The organism is Nocardioides secundeburneus, from assembly GCF_039939255.1.
Classification (GTDB): domain Bacteria; phylum Actinomycetota; class Actinomycetes; order Propionibacteriales; family Nocardioidaceae; genus Nocardioides.
The window spans coordinates 430,422-449,381 of the sequence record NZ_JBDUUE010000002.1; the positions used below are offsets into that span (position 1 = coordinate 430,422).

Consider the following 18,960-nt stretch of genomic DNA (forward strand, 5'->3'; position numbering starts at 1 on the left):
GTACCGTGCCACAGTCGCGAGCGCCCTCAGACGACCTTGGCCTTGTCGGGCAGCACCTTGCCGGCGCCCTTGGCGACGATGTCCTGGTAGCGGGCGCCGGTGAGCTTGGCGAAGGTGTGGATGGCGTGGGCGTCGAGGCCGACGAGCACGCGCGGGGTGTTGCGACGGATGCCCTTGACGATGATCTCGGCGGCCCGCTCGGGCGTCATCTTGGCCAGCTTCTTGTCGAACAGCCGGGCCGTGGCGTCCTTGTCCTCCTTGGCGGAGACGCGGGCGTTGCGGGCGATGGCGGTCTTGATGCCCCCGGGGTGCACGGAGGTGACGCCGACCGGGTGGCCGGCGATGAGCATCTCCTCGCGCACGGCCTCGGTCATGCCGCGCACGGCGTACTTGGAGGCGTTGTACATCGACTGGCCCGGCATCGAGACGAGGCCGAACAGCGACGAGAGGTTGACGAGGTGTCCGTCGCCGGAGGCGATCAGGTGCGGCAGGAACTCCTTGGTGCCGTGGACGACGCCCCAGAAGTTGATGCCGGTGATCCAGTCCATGTCGGCGTACTCGAGGTCGACCAGGTCGCCGGAGAGCGCGACGCCGGCGTTGTTGATCACGACGTTGACCCGGCCGAAGTCCTCGACGACGTCGAGGGCGTAGCGGGCGAAGGCGTCGCGGTCGGCGACGTCGAGGTGGTCACTGCGCACCTTCACGACCCCGGCCCGGGTGACGAGCTCGACGGTCTCGGCGAGGCCGGCGTCGTCGACGTCGGACAGCGCGAGCAGGGAGCCCTGGCCGGCCAGGTTGAGGGCCAGCGCCCGGCCGATGCCGGAGCCGGCACCGGTGATGACGACGACCTTGTCCTTCAGCGACTTCATGCGGGGACGACCTCTCGTGTGGTGTGCGTGGGTGCGGTGACGGCGTAGGCCGCCACGTCGAACGACCGGGTCAGGGCCCGGAACGTGAAGGTGGCACGCGGCCACAGGGTGGTGTTGTGGCCGTGCTTGTCGAGGTACCAGCTCGCACAGCCGCCGGTGTGCCACACGGTCGGCTGCATGCGCTGCTGGACGTCGGCGTGGAAGGCGCGCTCGGTGGCCTCGGTGACCTCGACGGTGGCGTAGTCGTGCTCGCGCATGGTGCGCAGCGCGTCGGTGATGTAGGCAACCTGGGACTCGATCATGAAGACCATCGAGGAGTGCCCGAGCCCGGTGTTGGGCCCGACGACGAAGAACAGGTTGGGGAAGCCCGGCACGGTGGTGCCCTTGTAGGCCGACATGCCCGTCGCGTCGAACTGCTCGGCGAGCGTGTGCCCCGCGCGGCCGACGATGTGCTCGGTGATCGGCAGCTCGGTGGTGTGGAAGCCGGTGGCCACGACCAGCACGTCGACCGGCCGCTCGGTGCCGTCGCGCGTGACGATGCCGGACGGCGTGACGCGCGCGATCGGGTCGGTGACGAGATCGGTGTTGTCGGCGTCGAGCGCGGGGTAGTAGGCGTTGCTGATGAGGATGCGCTTGCAGCCCATGCGGAAGTCGGGGGTGACGGCGGCGCGGAGGGTGGGGTCGGAGACGCCTTTGCGGATGTTGGCCTTGGCCAGCTGCTGCACGGGGCCGAGGATCGCGGGCTTGCGGGTGAACGGCAGCACGTAGCTCTCGCGGCCCCAGTAGATCGCCTCACGGTAGAGCTTCTGCAGGCCGGGCACGTGCCGCAGGGCGGCCTTCTCGATCGCGGGGTAGCGGCGGTCGTGACGCGGCATCACCCAGGGCGCGGTGCGCTGGTAGACGTCGAGGTGGGCGACCTGGGGCTGAATCGCCGGCACGATCTGGATGGACGACGCCCCGGTGCCGATGACGGCGACGCGCTTGCCGGTGAGGTCGACGTCGTGGTTCCAGCGCGCGGAGTGGAACAGCTCGCCGCCGAACGACTCGATGCCCTCGATGTCGGGCAGCTTGGGCTCGGACAGTCCGCCGGCGCCGCTGATGACGGTGCGCGCGGCGTAGGTGGTGCGGTGGCCGGCGCGGTCGGTGGTGGTGACGATCCAGCGCTGGCGCCCGGCGTCCCAGCGGGCGTCGTCGACGGAGGTGTCGAGGACGAAGCGGTCGAGGGTGCCGGACTCGCGGGCCACGCGCTGGATGTAGGCGTGGATCTCCGGCTGCGGCGAGAACGACATCGACCAGTCGGGGTTGGGCGCGAACGAGTAGGAGTAGAGCTGGCTGGGCACGTCGCAAGCCGCGCCGGGGTAGGTGTTGTCGCGCCAGGTGCCGCCGACGTCGGAGCCACGCTCGACGACGACGAAGTCGCGCTCGCCGGCCTCGTCGAGCTTGATCGCGGCGCACAACCCGGCGAACCCGGCCCCGATGACGAGGTGGTCGACGGCGCGGTCGATCGCTGAGGTCATGCCGGCCACGGTATTGGCGTTATTGAACAAGTGTCAATAGAGTGGGGTCCGTGACCGCAGGCACATCCTCCAGGACCAGGCTCTCACCCGACGAGCGGCGCGCCCAGCTGCTCGACCTCGGGGTCCGGCTGCTCGCCACCCGCTCGCTCGACGAGCTGTCGATCGACCTGCTCGCCGAGGAGGCGGGCATCTCGCGGGGCCTGCTCTACCACTACTTCGGCAACAAGCACGCCTTCCACGAGGCCGTCGTGCGCCGCGCGGCCGACGACCTCATCGCCCAGACCGCGCCCCAGGCCGACATCGACGACCCGCTCGAGCAGCTCGCGGTCTCGATGGCGGCCTACGTCGACTACGTCGAGAGCAACCACGCCGGCTACCTCTCCCTCGTCAAGGGTGCCCAGGGCGGCAACGAGACCCTGCGGGCCATCTACGACGAGGCGCGGGGCGCTCTCACCGACCGCATCTTCAGCCCGCCCGACGGTGACGGCGCGCAGGCCGAGCTGATCCCCGACACCCCCGTCGTCCGGCTGCTCGTGCGCAGCTGGGCGGCGATGGCCGAGGACCTCGTGCTCGCCTGGGTCGCCGAGCCCGGCGACGTCACGCGCGAGGAGCTCCTGCACCTGCTGGCCACCTCGCTGCCCGCGCTCGTCGCCGCCACCGCCTGACCGCTAGCCGGCTCCGCCGCGCTCGGCCGCCGTGCGCTCGAGGAAGGCGAGGGCCTGCTCGAGGCGGGCGCCGACCGAGCCGGTCACCTCGAGCCACGGGACGCCGTCCGACTGCTCGCCGGCCCGGAGCGTCTCGCGGAACCGCTCCTGCATCGCGTGCCGCACGTGCTCGCCGTCGCGCAGGCCGTCCTGCACGAACGGGATCTCGTCGCCGGTGAGGATGCGCGCGAACGGTCGCACCTGCGCGGCCGCCGCGGCGGCGACCTCGGGGGAGAGGTGGCCGACGTAGCGCTCGTGCCACAGCGTCGTGGCCTGTGCGTCGGTGTCGCAGACCAGCCAGCGCACGGGCGTCTCCCGCGCCGTGGCCTCCTCCCGGGCGCACTGCTCCCGGACGACGTGCACGAACTCCGCCGTGCGCCACGGTGCCGCGAGACCGCCGGGGCGGACCTGCGACCAGTGCCGACCGAACTCCGGCACCCACGGGCACCCGAGGCGCTCGGCGAGGGCCCGCGCGAGCGTCGTCGACCCCGTCGACTCGGCGCCGGTGACGACGACCCGGCGCGCGTAGTGGGCGCGGACCGGCGGGGCGAGGAACTCCCAGCTGGCGCCGGGGTCGGCCCGCACGGCCGTGCCCGAGACCGGGACGTCGACGCGGCCGGGGTCGACCTCCACCCAGGTCGCGTCGAGACGCCGCGCCAGCTCGGCGCCGTAGTCGTCGCTGGTGAACACGGCGTCGACCGGGGCGTCGAGCAGGTCGCGGACGACGACCATGTGCCGGTCCCAGATCGCCGGGTCGTCGAAGTCGACCGGCGTCTCGTCGTAGGCCGCGACGAGGTGCACCTCGGGGTGCAGCTCGCGGATCCAGGCGGCCCGGACGTCGAGCGGCACGTCCTCGGCGCGGGTGGCGAGCAGCTGCACCGTCACGCGGTCGCACGCGGCCAGCGCCTCGCTGATCAGGTGCTGGTGCCCGGCGTGCAGCGGCCAGAACTTGCCGAGCACGAGCCCGTGGCGGAAACGCTTCACGCGGCCACCGGCTCGGTCGTGGCCGTCCGGGCCTCGAGGTCGCGCTCGGCGCGGCGCCACTGCACGAGGCCGGCGACGCAGAGCCCGAGGAACAGCACGTAGAGGGCGGAGGTGAGCCAGAGCCCCTTGTGGGCGTAGAGCGGGATGTAGATCAGGTCGGCGACGATCCAGAACCACCAGCTGGCGATCCACTTGCGCGAGAGCATGAACTGCGCGACCAGGCTGAGGGCGGTGGTCACGGCGTCCCAGCCGGCGACGGTCGAGTCGGTGTAGGTGAGCAGCACCCACTGCAGGGCCGCGGTGACGACGGCGACGGCGGTGACGCACGCCACCAGGGCCGTCGCCGTCGGCTGGTGGACGACGACGCCGGTGCCCCGCTCGCCGCCCCGAACCCAGCACCACCAGCCGAAGACGGCCAGGCCGAGGTAGACGACCTGCAGGCCGGCGTCGGCGTAGAGGCCCGCGCCGACGAACAGCCAGATGAAGAGCGCGTTGTTGGCCATGCCGACGGCGAAGTTGCCGACGTGCTGCCGGACGACGAGGTAGACGCACAGGGCGCCGGTGGCGAAGGCCGCGATCTCGGTCCAGTCCATGAGGACCTCCTCTTTCTTGTCGTAGCGACAAAGAAACGCGTCGTATTGTTTCTTGTCAAGACGACAACTAAGGTGGTGAGCATGTCGAGCCACCCGGTCGTCTACGTCACCGTCGACGTCGTCGCCTTCACCATCGTCGACGGCGCGCTCATGGTGCTCGTGGTCGAACGCGGCGTCGAGCCCTTCCGCGGCGAGCCGGCCCTGCCCGGCGGCTTCGTGCTCCCCGACGAGGGCCTGGACGCCGCCGCTCGTCGTGAGCTGCGGGAGGAGACCGGCGTCGACGAGCCCGTGCTCGAGCAGCTGCGCACGTACGGCGCCCCCGGGCGCGACCCGCGGGCGCGCACCGTGAGCGTCGCCTACCTCGCGGTGCTGCCCGAGCCGGTGACCCCCCTCGCCGGCAGCGATGCGGCGGCGGCCGCCTGGCGTGCCGTCGACGACGTCCGCGCGACCGGCTTGGCCTTCGACCACGACGCGATCGTCGACGACGCCGTCGAGCGGCTTGCCGGCAAGCTCGAGTACACCGCCCTGGCCACGGCGTTCCTGGCCGAGGAGTTCACCCTCGCCGACGTCCGGGCGGTGTACGAGACGGTGTGGGGCCGGCCGCTCGACCCGGGCAACTTCCAGCGCAAGCTGCGCGCCGGGGCCGACTGGGTGGTGCCGACCGGTGAGCTGCGCGCCGCCGGGAGAGGGCGTCCGGCCGCGCTGTTCCGGGCCCGCAAGTCGGGCACGGCGCCGCTCGACCGCCCCCTCGTCCGCAGCGGCCTGTAGGTCCCCGCGCCGGTCCCGGGTTACGGTGCCGCCGCACGCACCACACCTCGGGAGCTCTCTTGTCGTACGTCGCCGGCCGCCTGGTCGTCCTGCTCGCGCTCGTCGCCGGCCTGCTCGCGGCCGGGCCGACGTCGGCCCAGGCCGCCCGGCCCACGCCCGGTGGCTTCACCGGTTACGCCTTCGACGCCCGGTGCGCGCCGACCCAGGCCCAGATGAACGCCTGGCTGACGTCGTCGCCCTTCCTCGGCGCGGGGATCTACATCGGTGGGTCGACGATGTCGTGCCGCACCGAGCAGTCCCACCTCGACGCCACGTGGGTGCGCCGGCAGTCCGTGGCCGGCTGGCGGCTCCTGCCGATCTGGGTCGGCCCGCAGGCCTCGTGCAGCGACTACGCCGACCGCATCGACGACGCCCCTGCCTCGTCCTACGCCGCCGCCGGTACGCAGGGCCGTACCCAGGCCGCGGCCGCCGTCCGCCGGGCGCGGGCACTGGGCATCGCCCCGGCGAGCACGCTGTGGTACGACCTCGAAGGAGGCTTCGACGTCGCCGACGACCTCTGCCGCCGCTCGGCGCTCCGCTTCCTGTCCGGTTGGACGGCGCAGGTCAAGCGCAGCGGCTACCGCTCGGGGGTCTACTCGAGCATCGCCGACGGCATCCACGCCCTCGACTACGCCGCCCTCGCCTCGCCCGGGTCCTACACGATGCCCGACCAGGTCTGGTTCGCCTGGGCCAACGGCCGCGCCGACGTCGCCTTCGACCCCGCAAAGGTCCGGGGCTCGAGCTGGGTCCGCCAGCGCGTGCACCAGTACGTGCTCGACCGCCCCGCGACCTACGGCGGCGTGACGCTGACCATCGACCGCAACTACGCGGTCGTCGGGGGCGGCTCGGTCGCGCCGCCGGCCAAGCGCGCGTGCGGTGGCCGCGCCGTCCTCGACCGCGCCGACTACCCCGGCCTGCGCCCCGGCCGCCGCGGCGACGCCGTCCGCACCGCGCAGTGCCTGCTCAAGCAGCGCGGCGCCTATCGCGGCACGGTCGACGGCCGCTACGACAAGCCGGTCGCCGCCGCCGTGCGCAAGCACCAGCGCTCGCGCGGCCTGCCGGCCACCGGCCGCGTCGACCGCCGCACCTGGACGACGCTGCTCTCGGCCGGTGCCCGGCCGCTGCTGAAGGAGGGCTCGGCCGGCGACGCCGTCCGTCGTCTGCAGCGGGCGCTCAACGTCGCCACGGCGTCGGACGCAAAGGTGACCGGGGTGTTCTCGGCCGGCACCACGCGCTGGGTGAAGGCCTACCAGGCCAGGCTGCGACTGCCGGCGACCGGCGTGGTCACCTCCGCCGTCTGGGCGGCGCTGTCGCGCGGGCGGGTCTAGGGCTCACTCGTCCCAGGAGGCGCGGCCGTCGCCGGTGATCGGGATGGTCTCGCCGCCGGTGACCCGCGGCTTGAGCGTGGCCTCGCCGAGCCCGCGCACCCGGGCGACCACCTCGCGCACGCCGGAGCCGCGGTCGCTCGCGACGAGGGCCTGGGCGTCGATGCCCGCCGCGCGGGCCAGGTCGACGCTGCGTGCGGCGTACCAGCCCTGCGTCACGACGACCGCCGAGCGCACCTCGAAGACGTCGTGGGCGCGGCGCATGGTGTGCCACGTGCTGAACCCGGCGTAGTCGACGAACACGTCCTCAGGCGCGACGCCGGCCGCGAGGGTGGCCTCGCGCATCGCGTCGGGCTCGTCGTAGAACTCGGTGCCGTTGTCGCCGGAGAGCAGGATCTTGTCGACGACGCCGGCGTCGTAGAGCGTCACGGCCCCCTCGACCCGCTCGCGGACGACGTCGCCGAGCGTGCCGTCGGGGCGCACCCGCGAGCCGGGCACGATCGCGACCTGGGCCGGCTTCACGTCGTCGAGGTCGGCGAGGTCCCCGACGACGTGGTCGCCCGTGCGCAGCACGACGACCGCGTTGGCCGTGCCGACCAGGCCGGCGACGAGGAGGATCCCCGCGACCGCGGCGATGCGCAGTCGGCGTACCCAGCGCTTCACGAGAGGCCGGCCCGCCACTGCCGCGCCACGCCGTTGACCCAGGCGCGGACGTCGGGCGCGCCGTCGCGCGTGTAGAGCGAGTACTCGGGGCAGCCGTCGAGCACGGTGACGTCGTCGAAGGCGTGGTCGGGCGCGAACAGCACCACGCGACCCGACGTGCGGTGGGCGAGGGTCAGGTTGCCGTTGGCCTCCCGGCTGATCGCATACCAGTCGTCGCGCTCGGCCGGCCGGATCGGGCAGGTGAGACCGTCGTCGTCCCACGCCCACTCGTAGGCGTCGAGCACGCCGCGTGCCGTGCTGAGCGCCGTGGCGAGGGTCAGGGACTCGTCGGTGTCCACGAGCCAGGTGTCGTCGGGCTCGCCGAACCGTTCGGTGATGCCGCCGAGCACCTGCACCAGCGCGGTGTGGTCGGGGTGCAGGCCCGCCGACGTGGCCGCCTCGGCCGAGGCCTGCTGGGGCACCAGCCACCCGGCGCGGCCCTCCTCGGCAGTGTCCCACCCGACGATCTCCCAGGCCCGGCCGTCGACCTCGACGGGCGTGACCGACGCCGTCGACAGCAGTGCCGCCAGGTCGTCGGCCCAGTCGGGCAGCGATCGGTCCCACGGTCGCGCGGGACCCGTCGCCGCGCCGGTGTGGTGCGGCGGCCCCATCCAGGTCAGGTCGGCCACGAGCGCCTGCCAGTCGTCCATGGTGTGGAGCGTACGGGCGGCGTCGCAGCAGTCCTCCGCGCGCGTCCGGTCCGGTGAGGCACCATGGACCCACCCAGCCACCGCCGAGTGAGGGAGCTCGATGCGCCGACGCCCGACCCGCCTCGCGTGCGGGCTCGTCGCGCTGGTGACGTGCGCGCTCGTCGCCGGCTGCGCGGGCGGTGACCCGACGGCGGCGCCGCCGTCCGGCAGCACGACGGCACCGACGTCATCGACGTCATCGACGTCAGGAGCGCCGGCCACCGAGCCGGCCGCCGCCGCACTCGCGGAGGCCGAGATCACCACGCCACCGCCGCAGCCGCCGAGCCAGACCGACAACGGGCTCGTCCGGCTGGCCGCGCTGGCCGAGCGGATCGCGACCGAGCTCCCGGCGCAGAAGCGGCCGGGCGAGATCGTCGTCGACGGCTACACCGGCGGCTTCGCCGACCCGGACCTCGTGCGCGCCGACGGGCGGTGGTTCGCCTACTCGACCAACGGCAGCGGCCGGCACGTCCCGACCCTCACCTCGAGCGACCTGCGCACCTGGTCGATGCTCGAGACCGACGCCCTGCCGAGCGTCGGCGGCTGGGTGACCGACCGCGGTCGCGGCGGGGGGCTCTGGGCGCCCGGCGTCGCGAAGGTCGGCGACGGCTGGACGCTCGCCTACTCGGCCCAGTACGGCGTCGTCGGCGGTGAGCGGCACAACTGCATCGGCCTGGCCCGCGGCGACGGCCCCGCCGGGCCGTTCCGCCACCTCGGCGACCCCCTCGCCTGCGCGCCCCGGTCGCGTCAGGGCGTCATCGACCCCGACATCCACCTCGACCGCCAGGGCAGGCCGTGGCTGCTGTGGAAGTACTCCGGCGAGCACCGGGTGCGCCCGGCCGGCATCTTCAGCCGGCAGCTCAACGCCGACGGCACCGACTGGGCACCGGGCTCGCAGACCTACGAGGTGCTCACCTTCCAGGGCGGCTGGGAGGGCGACACGATCGAGAACCCGAGCATGATCACCTTCCGCGACGTGACCTACCTCTTCTACTCGGGCAACTACTACACCGGCCCCGACTACGCCACCGGCTACGCGATCTGCGAGGGCCCGGCCGGGCCGTGCGGGCGCCCGTCCGACCGGCCGCTGCTCGACACCGCGACCACCGGCCGCATCGGCCCGGGTGGTGCCACCGCGTTCGTCGCCGACCACTCGCTGCGCCTGGCCTACCACGCCTGGGAGCCGGGTCAGGTCGGCAAGGTGCGCCGCCTGCGGATCGCCGGCCTGTGGCAGCGCCCCGACCTGACCCTCGAACTGGTCAACGCCGGCTGACGCCGACCGATGGGGGCCGGTCAGGTCGTCAGGTCGTAGACCGTCACGCCGTCGACGGTCTGCGCGGTGAAGTTCTCGCTCACCCAGGTGCTGATCTCGGACGCCGTCCCGGACCCACCCGCCCCACCGCCGAAGCCGCCCCCGAACCCGCCGCCGAGCCCGCCGCCGCTGGCGATGAAGTAGTGGACACGTCCCTCGGCGACGTAGCGCTGGAACTGGGCGAGCGTCGGGCTGGGGTCGCTGCCGTTGAAGCCGCCGATCGGCATCACCGACTCCTCGCTCGCGAGCTGGAACCCGGCGGCGGAGTTGGCGCCCACGGTCGCGGCCGCCCAGTCGTAGGAGTCGGCGTCGGTGCGGAGCAGGGCGGTGAGGGCCTCGGTCGACGTGCTGCCGGTGAGCAGCCCGCCGACGCCGCCCACGCCGGCCTGCGCCGTGGCGCCGGGGCCGGCCCCGCGGGGCATCCCGCCGCCGGGGCCGCCCCCGAAGCCACCGGACGACGGCCCGGCGGTCGGGATCGAGCCGGTGTGCGGCGTCGCCGCGGTCGAGAGCGCGTAGGCCGTCGGTCCGGCGACCGTCGTCAGGACGGCGACGCCCGCCACGACCAGCCCGGCCAGGCGCGGCAGGTGCCGCACCCCGACGACCATGAGCGCCGCAGCGAAGCCGAGCACGACCACCGTCCAGCGCAGCCACGGGTGCCAGTCGGGCGTGCGGTCGAGGAGCACGAACGACCAGGCCGCGGTGAGCGCGACGGTGGCGCCGAGCACGCCTCCGGCGACGAGCGAGTCGCGGCGCTGCCACAGCGCCCAGGCCCCGAGCGCCGAGCAGGCGGCGATCGCCGGGGCGAGCGCGACGGTGTAGTAGGCGTGGTAGATCCCGGCCATGAAGCTGAACGTGGCGGCGGTGACGACGAGCCAGCCGAGCATGATCGTCGCGGCCAGCCTGAGCGGACGGCGTCCGGCCCACAGCGCCGCGACGCCCAGCACCAGCGCGGCGGGCAGCAGCCAGGCCACCTGGCCGCCGTTCTCGCTGCCGAGCAGGCGGAACAGGCCCGTGGTGCCCCAGCCGCCGCCACCGCCGACCGAGCCGGTCTCGTCGCCGGTGAGCCGGCCGAAGCCGTTGTAGCCCAAGGTCAGCTCGAGGAAGTCGTCGGTCTGCGAGCCACCGATGTAGGGGCGCGGACCCCACCAGCCGGTGGGCCAGAGCTCGACGACGGCGACCCACCAGCCGGCGCCGACGACCATCGCCCCGAACGCGACGAGCAGGTGCCCGACGCGTCGACGCCACGAGACGGTGGCGAACACGGCGTAGGCGACCGCGAACCCGGGCAGCACGAGGAAGGCCTGGAGGGTCTTGGTCAGGAAGGCGAGGCCGAGCAGGCCGCCGCCGAGGAGCAGCCACCGCAGGGCACGCTCGGAGCCGACCGCGCGGAAGGTCGCGTGGGCCGCGCCGAGCATCAGCAGCGTGAGGAGGGCGTCGGGGTTGTTGAACCGGAACATCAGCGCGGCCACCGGCGTCGTGGCGAGCACGAGGCCCGCGAGCAGGCCGACCCACGCGTTGCCGGTGGCGCGTCGCACGAGCGCGACCAGCACCGCGACCGAGGCGACGCCCATCAGTGCCTGCGGCACCAGGACGGCCCACGACGACAGGCCGAAGACCCGCACCGAGAGCGCCATGGGCCACAGCGACAGCGGCGGCTTGTCGACCGTGATCGACCCGGCCGCGTCGGAGGCGCCGAAGAAGAACGCCTTCCACGACTCCGAGCCCGCCTGCACCGCGGCGGAGTAGAAGGAGTTGGCCCAACCCGACTCGCCGAGCCCCCACAGGTAGAGCACGGCGGTCGCGACCAGCAGCACCCCGAACGCCACCTGGTGCGCAGCCACGCGCCGCTCCCGGGGGACCGCCGTGGGCGGGGCGGGGTGGGGTGCGGGGACCGGGCGGTCGGGTGCGAGCGTCGTCATGCCGGCGAGCATCATCGCCCCGCCTGGGTCACCCGTCGGGCCGACCTGTCACCTCCCTGTGGACGCCGCCCGCGACGCCGCCGCCCACAGCGGCTCGGGCACGGGGGAGAGGTCGTAGACCGTGACGCCGTCGATGACGACCGGCGAGAACCGGCGCGCCACCCACCGCTCGATGCGCTCGGAGACGTCGCTGCCCGTGCGGACGACCTCGGGCGCGGCACCCGGACCGGTCGGCCCGGCCTCGCCGGTCTCCTTGACGAGCCGGCCCCCGCCGGCGATGAAGAAGTGGATCCGGTCGGCGGCCACGTGCCGACGGAACTGGCGCAGCGTCGGGCTGGGATCGGTGCCGTTGAACCCGCCGACCGGCATCACGGGACGGTCGGTGGCGAGCTGGAACCCGGCTGCGGAGTTGGCCCCGGTCACCGCGGCGACCCAGGTGTAGGAGCCCGCGTCGCGGAGCAGGTAGCGGCGCAGCGTGGGCGAGGCGGTGCTGGTGGCCAGCAGGTCGCCGACCCGGCTGCCGACGTACGTCGGTGCCGACGCGGCGTGCGGGCCGGCCGCGGGGACGGCGCCCCCGTGCGGCGTCCGGGCGGTGGTGACCGAGTAGGCCGCCGGGCCGGCGAAGGCCATCACCAGCGCGGCCGCCGCGAACCCGGTGCCGAGCGGGACGGCGTGCCGGTGCGCCCGGACCAGGTGCCATCCCGCCACGACGGCCAGGCCCGCCACCAGCCAGGGCAGCCACGGCTGCCACCCCCTTTGCGGCCAGAGGACGACGAGCGCCATCACGCCCGTGGCCGCCACCGCGGCGGCCATGCCGCGCACCGCGAGCCGCTCGGCCCGGTGCTGCCAGAGCACGTGGGTGCCGAGGCCGACCATCGAGGCGACGGCCGGGGCGAGCGCGACGGTGTAGTAGTCGTGGAAGATGCCGTTCATCTGGCTGAAGACCAGGAACGTGACGCCGGCCCAGCCGAGCCACAGGACCAGCGCCGGACGCACCCGATCCGTCGTCCGGCGGGTCAGCCAGAGAGCCGTGACGGCAAGCACGGCCGCGGCCGGCAGGAGCCACGACGCCTGGCCACCGGTGTCGGGGTCGAGCAGCCGCAGCGGGCCCGTGGTGCCCCACCCGCCGGTCGTCGTGGTGACCGAGCCGGTCTGGTTGCCGGTGAGCCGGCCGATGCCGTTGTAGCCGAGCACGAGCTCGACCGCGGAGTTGTGCTGCGAGCCGCCGATGAACGGCCGGTCGTCCCGCGGCCACAGCTCGACCGCGACCACCCACCACGACCCGGCGGCGACCATCGCCGCGAAGGCGATCAGCAGGTGGCCGACGCGCCGCCAGAACGGCACCGTTGCGAACACGGCATAGGTCGCCGCCAGGGCGGGCAGCACGAGGAACGCCTGGAGCATCTTGGTCAGGAAGGCCAGGCCCACCAGCGAGCCGGCCAGCACGAGCCACGGCACGGCCCGCTCGCCCTCGACGGCGCGCAGCGTGGCGACGGCCGCGCAGGCGAGCAGGAGCACCAGGAGGCCGTCGGGGTTGTTGAACCGGAACATGAGCACCGCGACCGGCGTCAGCGCCATCGCCGCACCGGCCAGCAGCGCGGCCCCGCCCGAGCCGGTCGCGCGTCGCACCCCGTGGTGGACCACGGCGACCGTCGCCACCCCCATGAGCGCCTGCGGCAGGAGCATGCTCCACGCCGAGAGCCCGAGCACGCGCGCCGAGAGCGCCATCGGCCACAGCGAGAGCGGCGGCTTGTCGACGGTGATCGAGCCGGCGGCGTCGAACGAGCCGAAGAACATCGCGCGCCACGACTCCGAACCCGCCTGCACGGCGGCCGAGTAGTAGGCGTTGGCCCAGCCGGAGGACCCGAGGCCCCACAGGTAGAGCACCGAGGCGGCGAGCAGGAGCAGCCAAGGGCGCGGCGAACGGACGATGTTCATGACCCCACCCTCGACCGAGCCAACCCCGCCCGACCACGCGCCGGAAGTGAGTTCACCGAGGTGCGTGCAAGAGTTCGGACGGCGGTCGCCGACCGACCTCGCTCGTTCGTCGGATGTTGGCGTCGGGTTCGGTCGAGAGGGCGTCTGCGCGAAACCCGGCCGTGACGGCGATCGCGGCCGTACGCTGTGACCACCCCACGAGGAGTGCCGATGACCGGTGCCCTGAGCGCTGACGACCCCCTGACCCCAGGCTTCGACCTCTCGACATGGTCCGACGCCGGCTCTCGCGACGCCCTCGACCTCGTCACGGCCTCCGTCGCGGAGATGGTGCAGTTCGAGGTGGCCACGATCGGGGTGATCCGCGGCGGCCTGCTGCACCCGGTGACGGTCGAGGGCAGCCACGAGGCGGCCGCGGAGCTGTTCGGGCACGCCTACCCGGTCGCCGCGATCGACCACGAGATCGCCCGCGCCGAGAGCTGGGGCCGGTTCCGGTTCGTGGCGCAGGAGCAGCGCGAGACCGACGAGGACCCCATCGGCTGGGTGCCCGACCTCGAGCCGCTCGACGGCCTCGACGCCTGGCGCCCGCTCGACCTGCTCCTCGCCCCGCTCCACGACGTCGCCGGCACGATGATCGGGCTGCTCTCGATCGACCTGCCGCTCGACCGGCGCCGCCCCGACCGGCGCCGGGTCGCCGTGCTCGAGCGCTACGCCGTGCAGGCCGAGCGGGCGCTGCGCATGGCGGTCGAGCGCGACGCCCTGGCCGAGCGCATGCGGCTGACCGAGACGGCCCGCCGCGTCGTCCGTTTCGCGGCCTCGCAGGACGACCTCGAGAGCGTGCTGGACGACGTCCGCGAGCCGCTGCAGGACGGATTCCGCGCCGACTTCCTCGCCATCCGCACCTACCCCTCGCCCGACCTGCCCAGCGCCGGCTCGCCGCCGACCGACCTGCCGGCGCCGACGAAGGCCGTGGTCCGCGCAGCGGCCCGCCGGGCCTGGGCCGAGCAGTGCGTGATCGTGATGGGGCCCGACGGCGTGCTCGACCCCGAGCTCGACGTCGGCACCGCGAAGGCCGTGCAGGAGACGCTCGACCACCTCGGGCTGCAGTCGCTGATGCTGGTTCCGCTCGGCATCCGCGACGAGCCGCTGGGGCACCTGGTGCTGGGCCGGCGGACCGCCGAGCGCTGGAGCACCGACGAGCAGGTGAGTGCCCTCGAGATCACCAGCGACGTCGGCCAGGCCATCGCCGGCTCCCGGGCGCGGGCCCGGGAGGTGCGGCTGGTCGAGGAGCTGCGTCAGCTGACGACCTACAAGACCCAGCTGCTCAACACCGTCTCGCACGAGCTGAAGAACCCGCTCGCCGCCGTGACGGGCTACCTCGAGCTGCTCACCGGCGACCCGCGGCTGTCGACGACCGCGCAGACCTCGGTCCGGGCGACCGGTCGGGCCGCGGCGCGGATGGGCCGCATCGTCGACGACCTGCTGGTGCTCGCCCAGGTCGAGGACCCCGGCCGCGCCGCCGGCGCCGACGCGCGCGCCGACGTGGTGGCCGTGGCGCACGACGCCGTCACGCTGCTGCAGGCCGAGGCCGACGCTGCCGGCGTCGACGTCGTGGTCGAGCCGCCGCCCGGAGCCGTCCCGGTCGCGCGCTGCACGGCGACTGACCTCGAGCGGGTGCTGACCAACCTGGTCGGCAACGCGGTCAAGTACTCACCGTCCGGCGAGGTCGTGACCGTCGCCGTCGGCCGGCGCGACGACGACGTCGTCGTCGAGGTCGTCGACCGGGGCCTCGGCATCTCGGACGCCGACCAGGCCCGGTTGTTCACGGAGTTCTTCCGCTCCACCAACCCCGAGGCCCTCGCCCGTCCCGGCACGGGCCTCGGCCTGACGATCTGCCACCGCATCCTGGAGCAGGCCGGCGGCCGGATCGAGGTCGAGTCGACGCTCGGGGAGGGCAGCACGTTCCGGGCCGTCGTCCCGGCGGCCTGAGGCGAGGAGCGCTCAGCGCGCGACGACCTCGGCGAGCTGGTCGAGACCCCACGACAGGTCGTCGTCGGAGACGACGAGCGGCGGGGCGAGCCGGATGGTCGAGCCGTGGGTGTCCTTGGCGAGCACGCCGCGGGCCAGCAGCGCCTCGCAGACCTCGCGGCCGCTGCCGACGGCGGGGTCGATGTCGACGCCGGCCCACAGCCCGCGCACCCGCACGCCGACGACGCCGCGGCCGACCATGCCGTCGAGCCGCTCGCGCACGAGCACCTCGAGGTCGGCCGCCCGCCGCTGGAAGTCGCCGGTGGCGAGCATCTCGACGACCGCCGAGCCGACGGCGCAGGCGAGCGGGTTGCCGCCGAAGGTCGAGCCGTGCTGGCCGGGCTGGAGCACGCCGAGCACGTCGCGGTCGGCCACCACGGCGCTCACCGGCACGATGCCGCCGCCGAGGGCCTTGCCGAGCACGTAGAGGTCGGGGACGACGTCCTCGTGGTCGCAGGCGAAGGTGCGGCCGGTACGGCCGAGACCGGCCTGGATCTCGTCGGCGGCGAACAGCACGTCGTGCGCCGTCGCGAGGTCGCGGATGCCGCGCAGGTAGCCCGCGGGCGGGATGACGACGCCGCCCTCGCCCTGGATCGGCTCGACCAGGATGCCGGCGGTGCGTGGCGTGATGGCGGCCTCGAGCGCGCCGAGGTCGCCGTAGGGCACGGTGACGAAGCCGGGCGCGAACGGGCCGAAGTCGTCGCGGGCGTCGGCGTCGTCGGAGAACCCGACGATGGTGGTGGTGCGGCCGTGGAAGTTGCCGCTGGCGACGATGATCTCGGCCTGGCCGGCAGCGATGCCCTTGACCCGGTAGCCCCACTTGCGCATGACCTTGATCGCGGTCTCGACGGCCTCGGCGCCGGTGTTCATGGGCAGGACGAGGTCCTTGCCGCACAGGTCGCCGAGGCGGGCGGTGAAGTCGGCGAACTGGTCGTGCACGAAGGCCCGGCTGGTGAGGGTGAGCTTGTCGAGCTGGGCGTGCGCGGCCTCGAGCAGGCGTGGGTGGGAGTGGCCGAAGTTCAGGGCGCTGTAGCCGGCGAGCAGGTCGAGGTGCCGGCGTCCGTCGACGTCGGTCATCCAGGCACCCTCGGCGTGGGCGACCACCACCGGCAGCGGGTGGTAGTTGTGCGCCGTGCGGGCCTCGGCGCGCTCGAACTCGGCGCTGCTGCGGGTCGCGCTGCGGGTGTCGGTCGACGCGGTCATGGGGCCCTCCCTGGGGATTGCGTGTGCGGCTGGCTCGTGCCCACTGTAGGGGCCTGGCCTGAGATTGTCAGACAACCCCGCGGAGAGCCAATCCGTCGACATCGTCGGGCCCGGCCGTCATGATCCTCGGATGAGCGAGCACGAGCCGGACGACGAGCGCGGACCGGCGACCTTCGTCGACGCCGACCTGCGCGGCGCCCGGTTCACCCGCGTCGACCTGTCGGGCGCGGTGCTGCGCGGCGTCGAGGTGGGCGGTGCCGACATCGACGCCCCGTGGCTGATCGAGGGCGGCGAGCCGCTGCTGGTCAACGGCGTCGACGTGACGCCGTTCGTCGACGCCGAGCTCGACCGCCGCTACCCGGGCCGCGCGTTGCGGCGCGCCGACGACCCCGAGGGCCTGCGCGCCGCCTGGGTCGCGCTCGAGCTGGCGTGGTCGGGCACGCTCGCCCGCGCCGCCGCCCTGCCCGGCGACGCCGTCGACGTCTCCGTCGACGGCGAGTGGTCGTTCGCCCAGACGCTGCGCCACCTCGTCATGGCCACCGACACCTGGCTCGGCCGCGGGGTGCTCGAGCAGACCGACCCGTACCACCCAATCGGCCAGCCGAACGTCGAGTACTACACCGACGGCCACGACGCCGCCGTCTTCGCGCCCGGCACCCCGCCCTACGCCGACGTGCTCGCCGTGCGGGCCGAGCGGGTGGCGCAGGTGCGCGACTACCTCGCCACCGTCACCGACGACGACCTCGCCGCTCCGCGTCGGCACCCGTGGGCCCCGGAGCTCGAGGAGACCGTGCTCGACTGCCTGCACACGATCCTCGAGGAGGAGTGGGAGCACCACCGCTACGCGGTGCGCGACCTGGGCGTCCTCGAGGGGTGAGGGTCCGTGGGGCGGTGCGTGAGCCACCGTCCGGGGTCGTCGACCGCCGTCCTGCGGTGGCTCGCCTACCGCCCGCCGCCGGCCACGGCGCCACGGAGCCGGACGACGACGCTCGTGTCGCCGGGCTCGGAGGTGAGCGTGACCGATCCGCCGTGCGCGGTCACGATGGCCTCGACCAGGGCGAGCCCGAGCCCGACCCCACCCTCGCGGTGGCGGGCGGCGTCGGCGCGCACGAACCGCTCGAAGGCGTGCGGCACGAGCTCGGCCGGGAAGCCCGGCCCGTCGTCCCTCACGGTGAAGCCGCCGGGGCCGGCGGTCACGGTGACGGTGGTGCCCGCGGGGGTGTACTTGCGGGCGTTGGTCAGCAGGTTGGTCACCACCTGGTGCAGGCGCAGCTCGTCGCCGGTCACCTCGATGGCCTCGTCGGGCAGCTCCAGGCGCCAGTGGTGGTCGGGCGCCACCACGCGGGCGTCGGAGACCGCCTCGAGCAGCAGCCGGGTCAGGTCGACCGGCACGCGCTCGAGCGGCCGCCCGGAGTCGAGGCGGGCGAGCAGGAGCAGGTCCTCCACGAGCGCGGTCATGCGCGTCGACTCGTCGGCGACCTTGGCGAGCGCGGTGGCCGCGGCCTCCGCGTCGTCCGGCCGTCGACGGGCGAGCTCGGTGTAGCCGGCGATTGTCGTCAGCGGGGTGCGCAGCTCGTGCGAGGCGTCGGCGACGAACTGGCGTACCCGCTGCTCGCTCGCGTGCCGCGCGTCGAGCGAGGTCTCCACGTGGGCCAGCAGCGTGTTGAGCGCCGCGCCGACCTGACCGACCTCGGTGCGCTCGTCGGTCAGGTGGGCCGGCACGCGCTCGGTCACGCCGATCTCTCCCTCGGCCAGCGGCAGCGAGGCCACCACGTGCGCCGTCGACGCGACCTCGTGCAGCGGCCGCAGCTGCCGCCGGACGACGGTGCGGGCCACGAGAGCGGCGGCCAGCATCGCCAGCACGCCGAGCAGGAGCTCGATGCGCACGAGCGAGCCCACCGAGTCGTCGAGGTCGACGGTCGGCAGGCCGGTCACCACCACTCCGGGCCGGGAGTCGGTGTCGGTGGCCGTCACCCGGTAGGTACCCACCGACAGCCGGACCTCGTGCACCTTGCCGTCGGTCGGCACCTCGTCGAGGACCGCGAGGTCGGAGGAGGGCAGCGGGTCGGAGTCGAGGTAGTCGCGTCGCAGGATGCGCCCATGTCCGGTGCCCAGCTCCGCCTGCAGCGCTCCCTCGCCCTGGTTGCCGAACCGGGGGCCGGCCTCGTCGCGGCCCGCGTCGGGCCGTCCGTCCGGGCCGGCGGGCCCGCCCAGGGGCGGGCGGGAGTCCAGCACCTTCTCGTCGAGCTGACCGGTGAGGTAGCCGCGCATCGCGAGCGTCGTCGCGGTGCCGACCAGCAGCGAGACGACGGCGACCAGCAGCACCGCCGTGACGACGAGCCGCGAGGCGAGGGTGACCGGCCTCTTCACGGG

The 18,960-nt window shown here is 74.0% G+C and carries 16 protein-coding genes; 6 read left to right on the forward strand and 10 right to left on the reverse strand.

Annotated elements, in window-relative coordinates:
• Positions 1-26: 26 nt before the first annotated feature.
• Positions 27-869: an SDR family NAD(P)-dependent oxidoreductase gene (locus tag ABFT23_RS07135; RefSeq protein ID WP_347893683.1), complete on the reverse strand. Its 843-nt coding sequence runs from the start codon at positions 867-869 to the stop codon at positions 27-29.
• Positions 866-2,386 (reverse strand): flavin-containing monooxygenase, encoded by a 1,521-nt coding sequence (locus ABFT23_RS07140; RefSeq protein WP_347893685.1) that lies wholly within the window; start codon positions 2,384-2,386, stop codon positions 866-868. Before ABFT23_RS07140 ends, ABFT23_RS07135 begins: the two co-directional genes overlap by 4 nt.
• A 50-nt stretch (positions 2,387-2,436) precedes the next feature.
• On the opposite strand from ABFT23_RS07140, the gene ABFT23_RS07145 reads away from it, so the two are divergent.
• A complete protein-coding gene (locus tag ABFT23_RS07145) occupies positions 2,437-3,051 on the forward strand; it encodes a TetR/AcrR family transcriptional regulator (RefSeq protein WP_347893686.1) in 615 nt (204 codons plus the stop codon).
• Positions 3,052-3,054: 3 nt separating this feature from the next.
• Here the strand turns inward: ABFT23_RS07145 and ABFT23_RS07150 are convergent, their stop codons facing one another.
• On the reverse strand, positions 3,055-4,074 hold the full coding sequence (locus tag ABFT23_RS07150) for an AAA family ATPase (protein ID WP_347893688.1): 1,020 nt from the start codon (positions 4,072-4,074) through the stop codon (positions 3,055-3,057).
• A complete protein-coding gene (gene pnuC / locus ABFT23_RS07155) occupies positions 4,071-4,667 on the reverse strand; it encodes a nicotinamide riboside transporter PnuC (RefSeq protein ID WP_347893690.1) in 597 nt (198 codons plus the stop codon). The genes ABFT23_RS07150 and pnuC overlap by 4 nt, the downstream gene beginning before the upstream one ends.
• Positions 4,668-4,748: 81 nt before the next feature.
• On the opposite strand from pnuC, the gene ABFT23_RS07160 reads away from it, so the two are divergent.
• The gene (locus tag ABFT23_RS07160; protein WP_347893691.1) at positions 4,749-5,435 is read left to right on the forward strand and encodes an NUDIX hydrolase; all 687 of its coding nucleotides are present in this window, start codon (positions 4,749-4,751) and stop codon (positions 5,433-5,435) included.
• A 59-nt stretch (positions 5,436-5,494) separates the two neighbouring features.
• A complete protein-coding gene (locus ABFT23_RS07165; RefSeq protein ID WP_347893693.1) occupies positions 5,495-6,802 on the forward strand; it encodes a glycoside hydrolase domain-containing protein in 1,308 nt (435 codons plus the stop codon).
• Positions 6,803-6,805: 3 nt separating this feature from the next.
• Here the strand turns inward: ABFT23_RS07165 and ABFT23_RS07170 are convergent, their stop codons facing one another.
• Positions 6,806-7,462: a SanA/YdcF family protein gene (locus tag ABFT23_RS07170; RefSeq protein WP_347893695.1), complete on the reverse strand. Its 657-nt coding sequence runs from the start codon at positions 7,460-7,462 to the stop codon at positions 6,806-6,808.
• Positions 7,459-8,151: a hypothetical protein gene (locus tag ABFT23_RS07175; RefSeq protein ID WP_347893697.1), complete on the reverse strand. Its 693-nt coding sequence runs from the start codon at positions 8,149-8,151 to the stop codon at positions 7,459-7,461. Before ABFT23_RS07175 ends, ABFT23_RS07170 begins: the two co-directional genes overlap by 4 nt.
• Positions 8,152-8,251: 100 nt before the next feature.
• On the opposite strand from ABFT23_RS07175, the gene ABFT23_RS07180 reads away from it, so the two are divergent.
• Positions 8,252-9,463, forward strand: a complete 1,212-nt coding sequence (locus tag ABFT23_RS07180; protein ID WP_347893699.1) for a glycoside hydrolase family 43 protein — start codon at positions 8,252-8,254, stop codon at positions 9,461-9,463.
• Positions 9,464-9,483: 20 nt separating this feature from the next.
• Here the strand turns inward: ABFT23_RS07180 and ABFT23_RS07185 are convergent, their stop codons facing one another.
• On the reverse strand, positions 9,484-11,343 hold the full coding sequence (locus tag ABFT23_RS07185) for an ArnT family glycosyltransferase (protein WP_347893701.1): 1,860 nt from the start codon (positions 11,341-11,343) through the stop codon (positions 9,484-9,486).
• 126 nt (positions 11,344-11,469) lie between these two features.
• Positions 11,470-13,359: a glycosyltransferase family 39 protein gene (locus ABFT23_RS07190; RefSeq protein WP_347893702.1), complete on the reverse strand. Its 1,890-nt coding sequence runs from the start codon at positions 13,357-13,359 to the stop codon at positions 11,470-11,472.
• Positions 13,360-13,569: 210 nt separating this feature from the next.
• On the opposite strand from ABFT23_RS07190, the gene ABFT23_RS07195 reads away from it, so the two are divergent.
• Positions 13,570-15,345, forward strand: coding sequence for a sensor histidine kinase (locus ABFT23_RS07195; RefSeq protein ID WP_347893704.1), 1,776 nt, complete (start codon positions 13,570-13,572; stop codon positions 15,343-15,345).
• A 12-nt stretch (positions 15,346-15,357) separates the two neighbouring features.
• Here the strand turns inward: ABFT23_RS07195 and rocD are convergent, their stop codons facing one another.
• Positions 15,358-16,587, reverse strand: a complete 1,230-nt coding sequence (gene rocD / locus ABFT23_RS07200; protein ID WP_347893706.1) for an ornithine--oxo-acid transaminase — start codon at positions 16,585-16,587, stop codon at positions 15,358-15,360.
• A 130-nt stretch (positions 16,588-16,717) separates the two neighbouring features.
• Here rocD and ABFT23_RS07205 point away from each other — a divergent pair, with 130 nt between their 5' ends.
• Positions 16,718-17,464 carry a DinB family protein gene (locus tag ABFT23_RS07205; RefSeq protein ID WP_347893708.1) on the forward strand — a complete coding sequence of 249 codons (747 nt, stop codon included), beginning with the start codon at positions 16,718-16,720 and terminating at the stop codon, positions 17,462-17,464.
• Between the two features lie 65 nt (positions 17,465-17,529).
• Here the strand turns inward: ABFT23_RS07205 and ABFT23_RS07210 are convergent, their stop codons facing one another.
• Positions 17,530-18,957, reverse strand: coding sequence for a sensor histidine kinase (locus ABFT23_RS07210; protein WP_347893710.1), 1,428 nt, complete (start codon positions 18,955-18,957; stop codon positions 17,530-17,532).
• Positions 18,958-18,960: the final 3 nt, after the last annotated feature.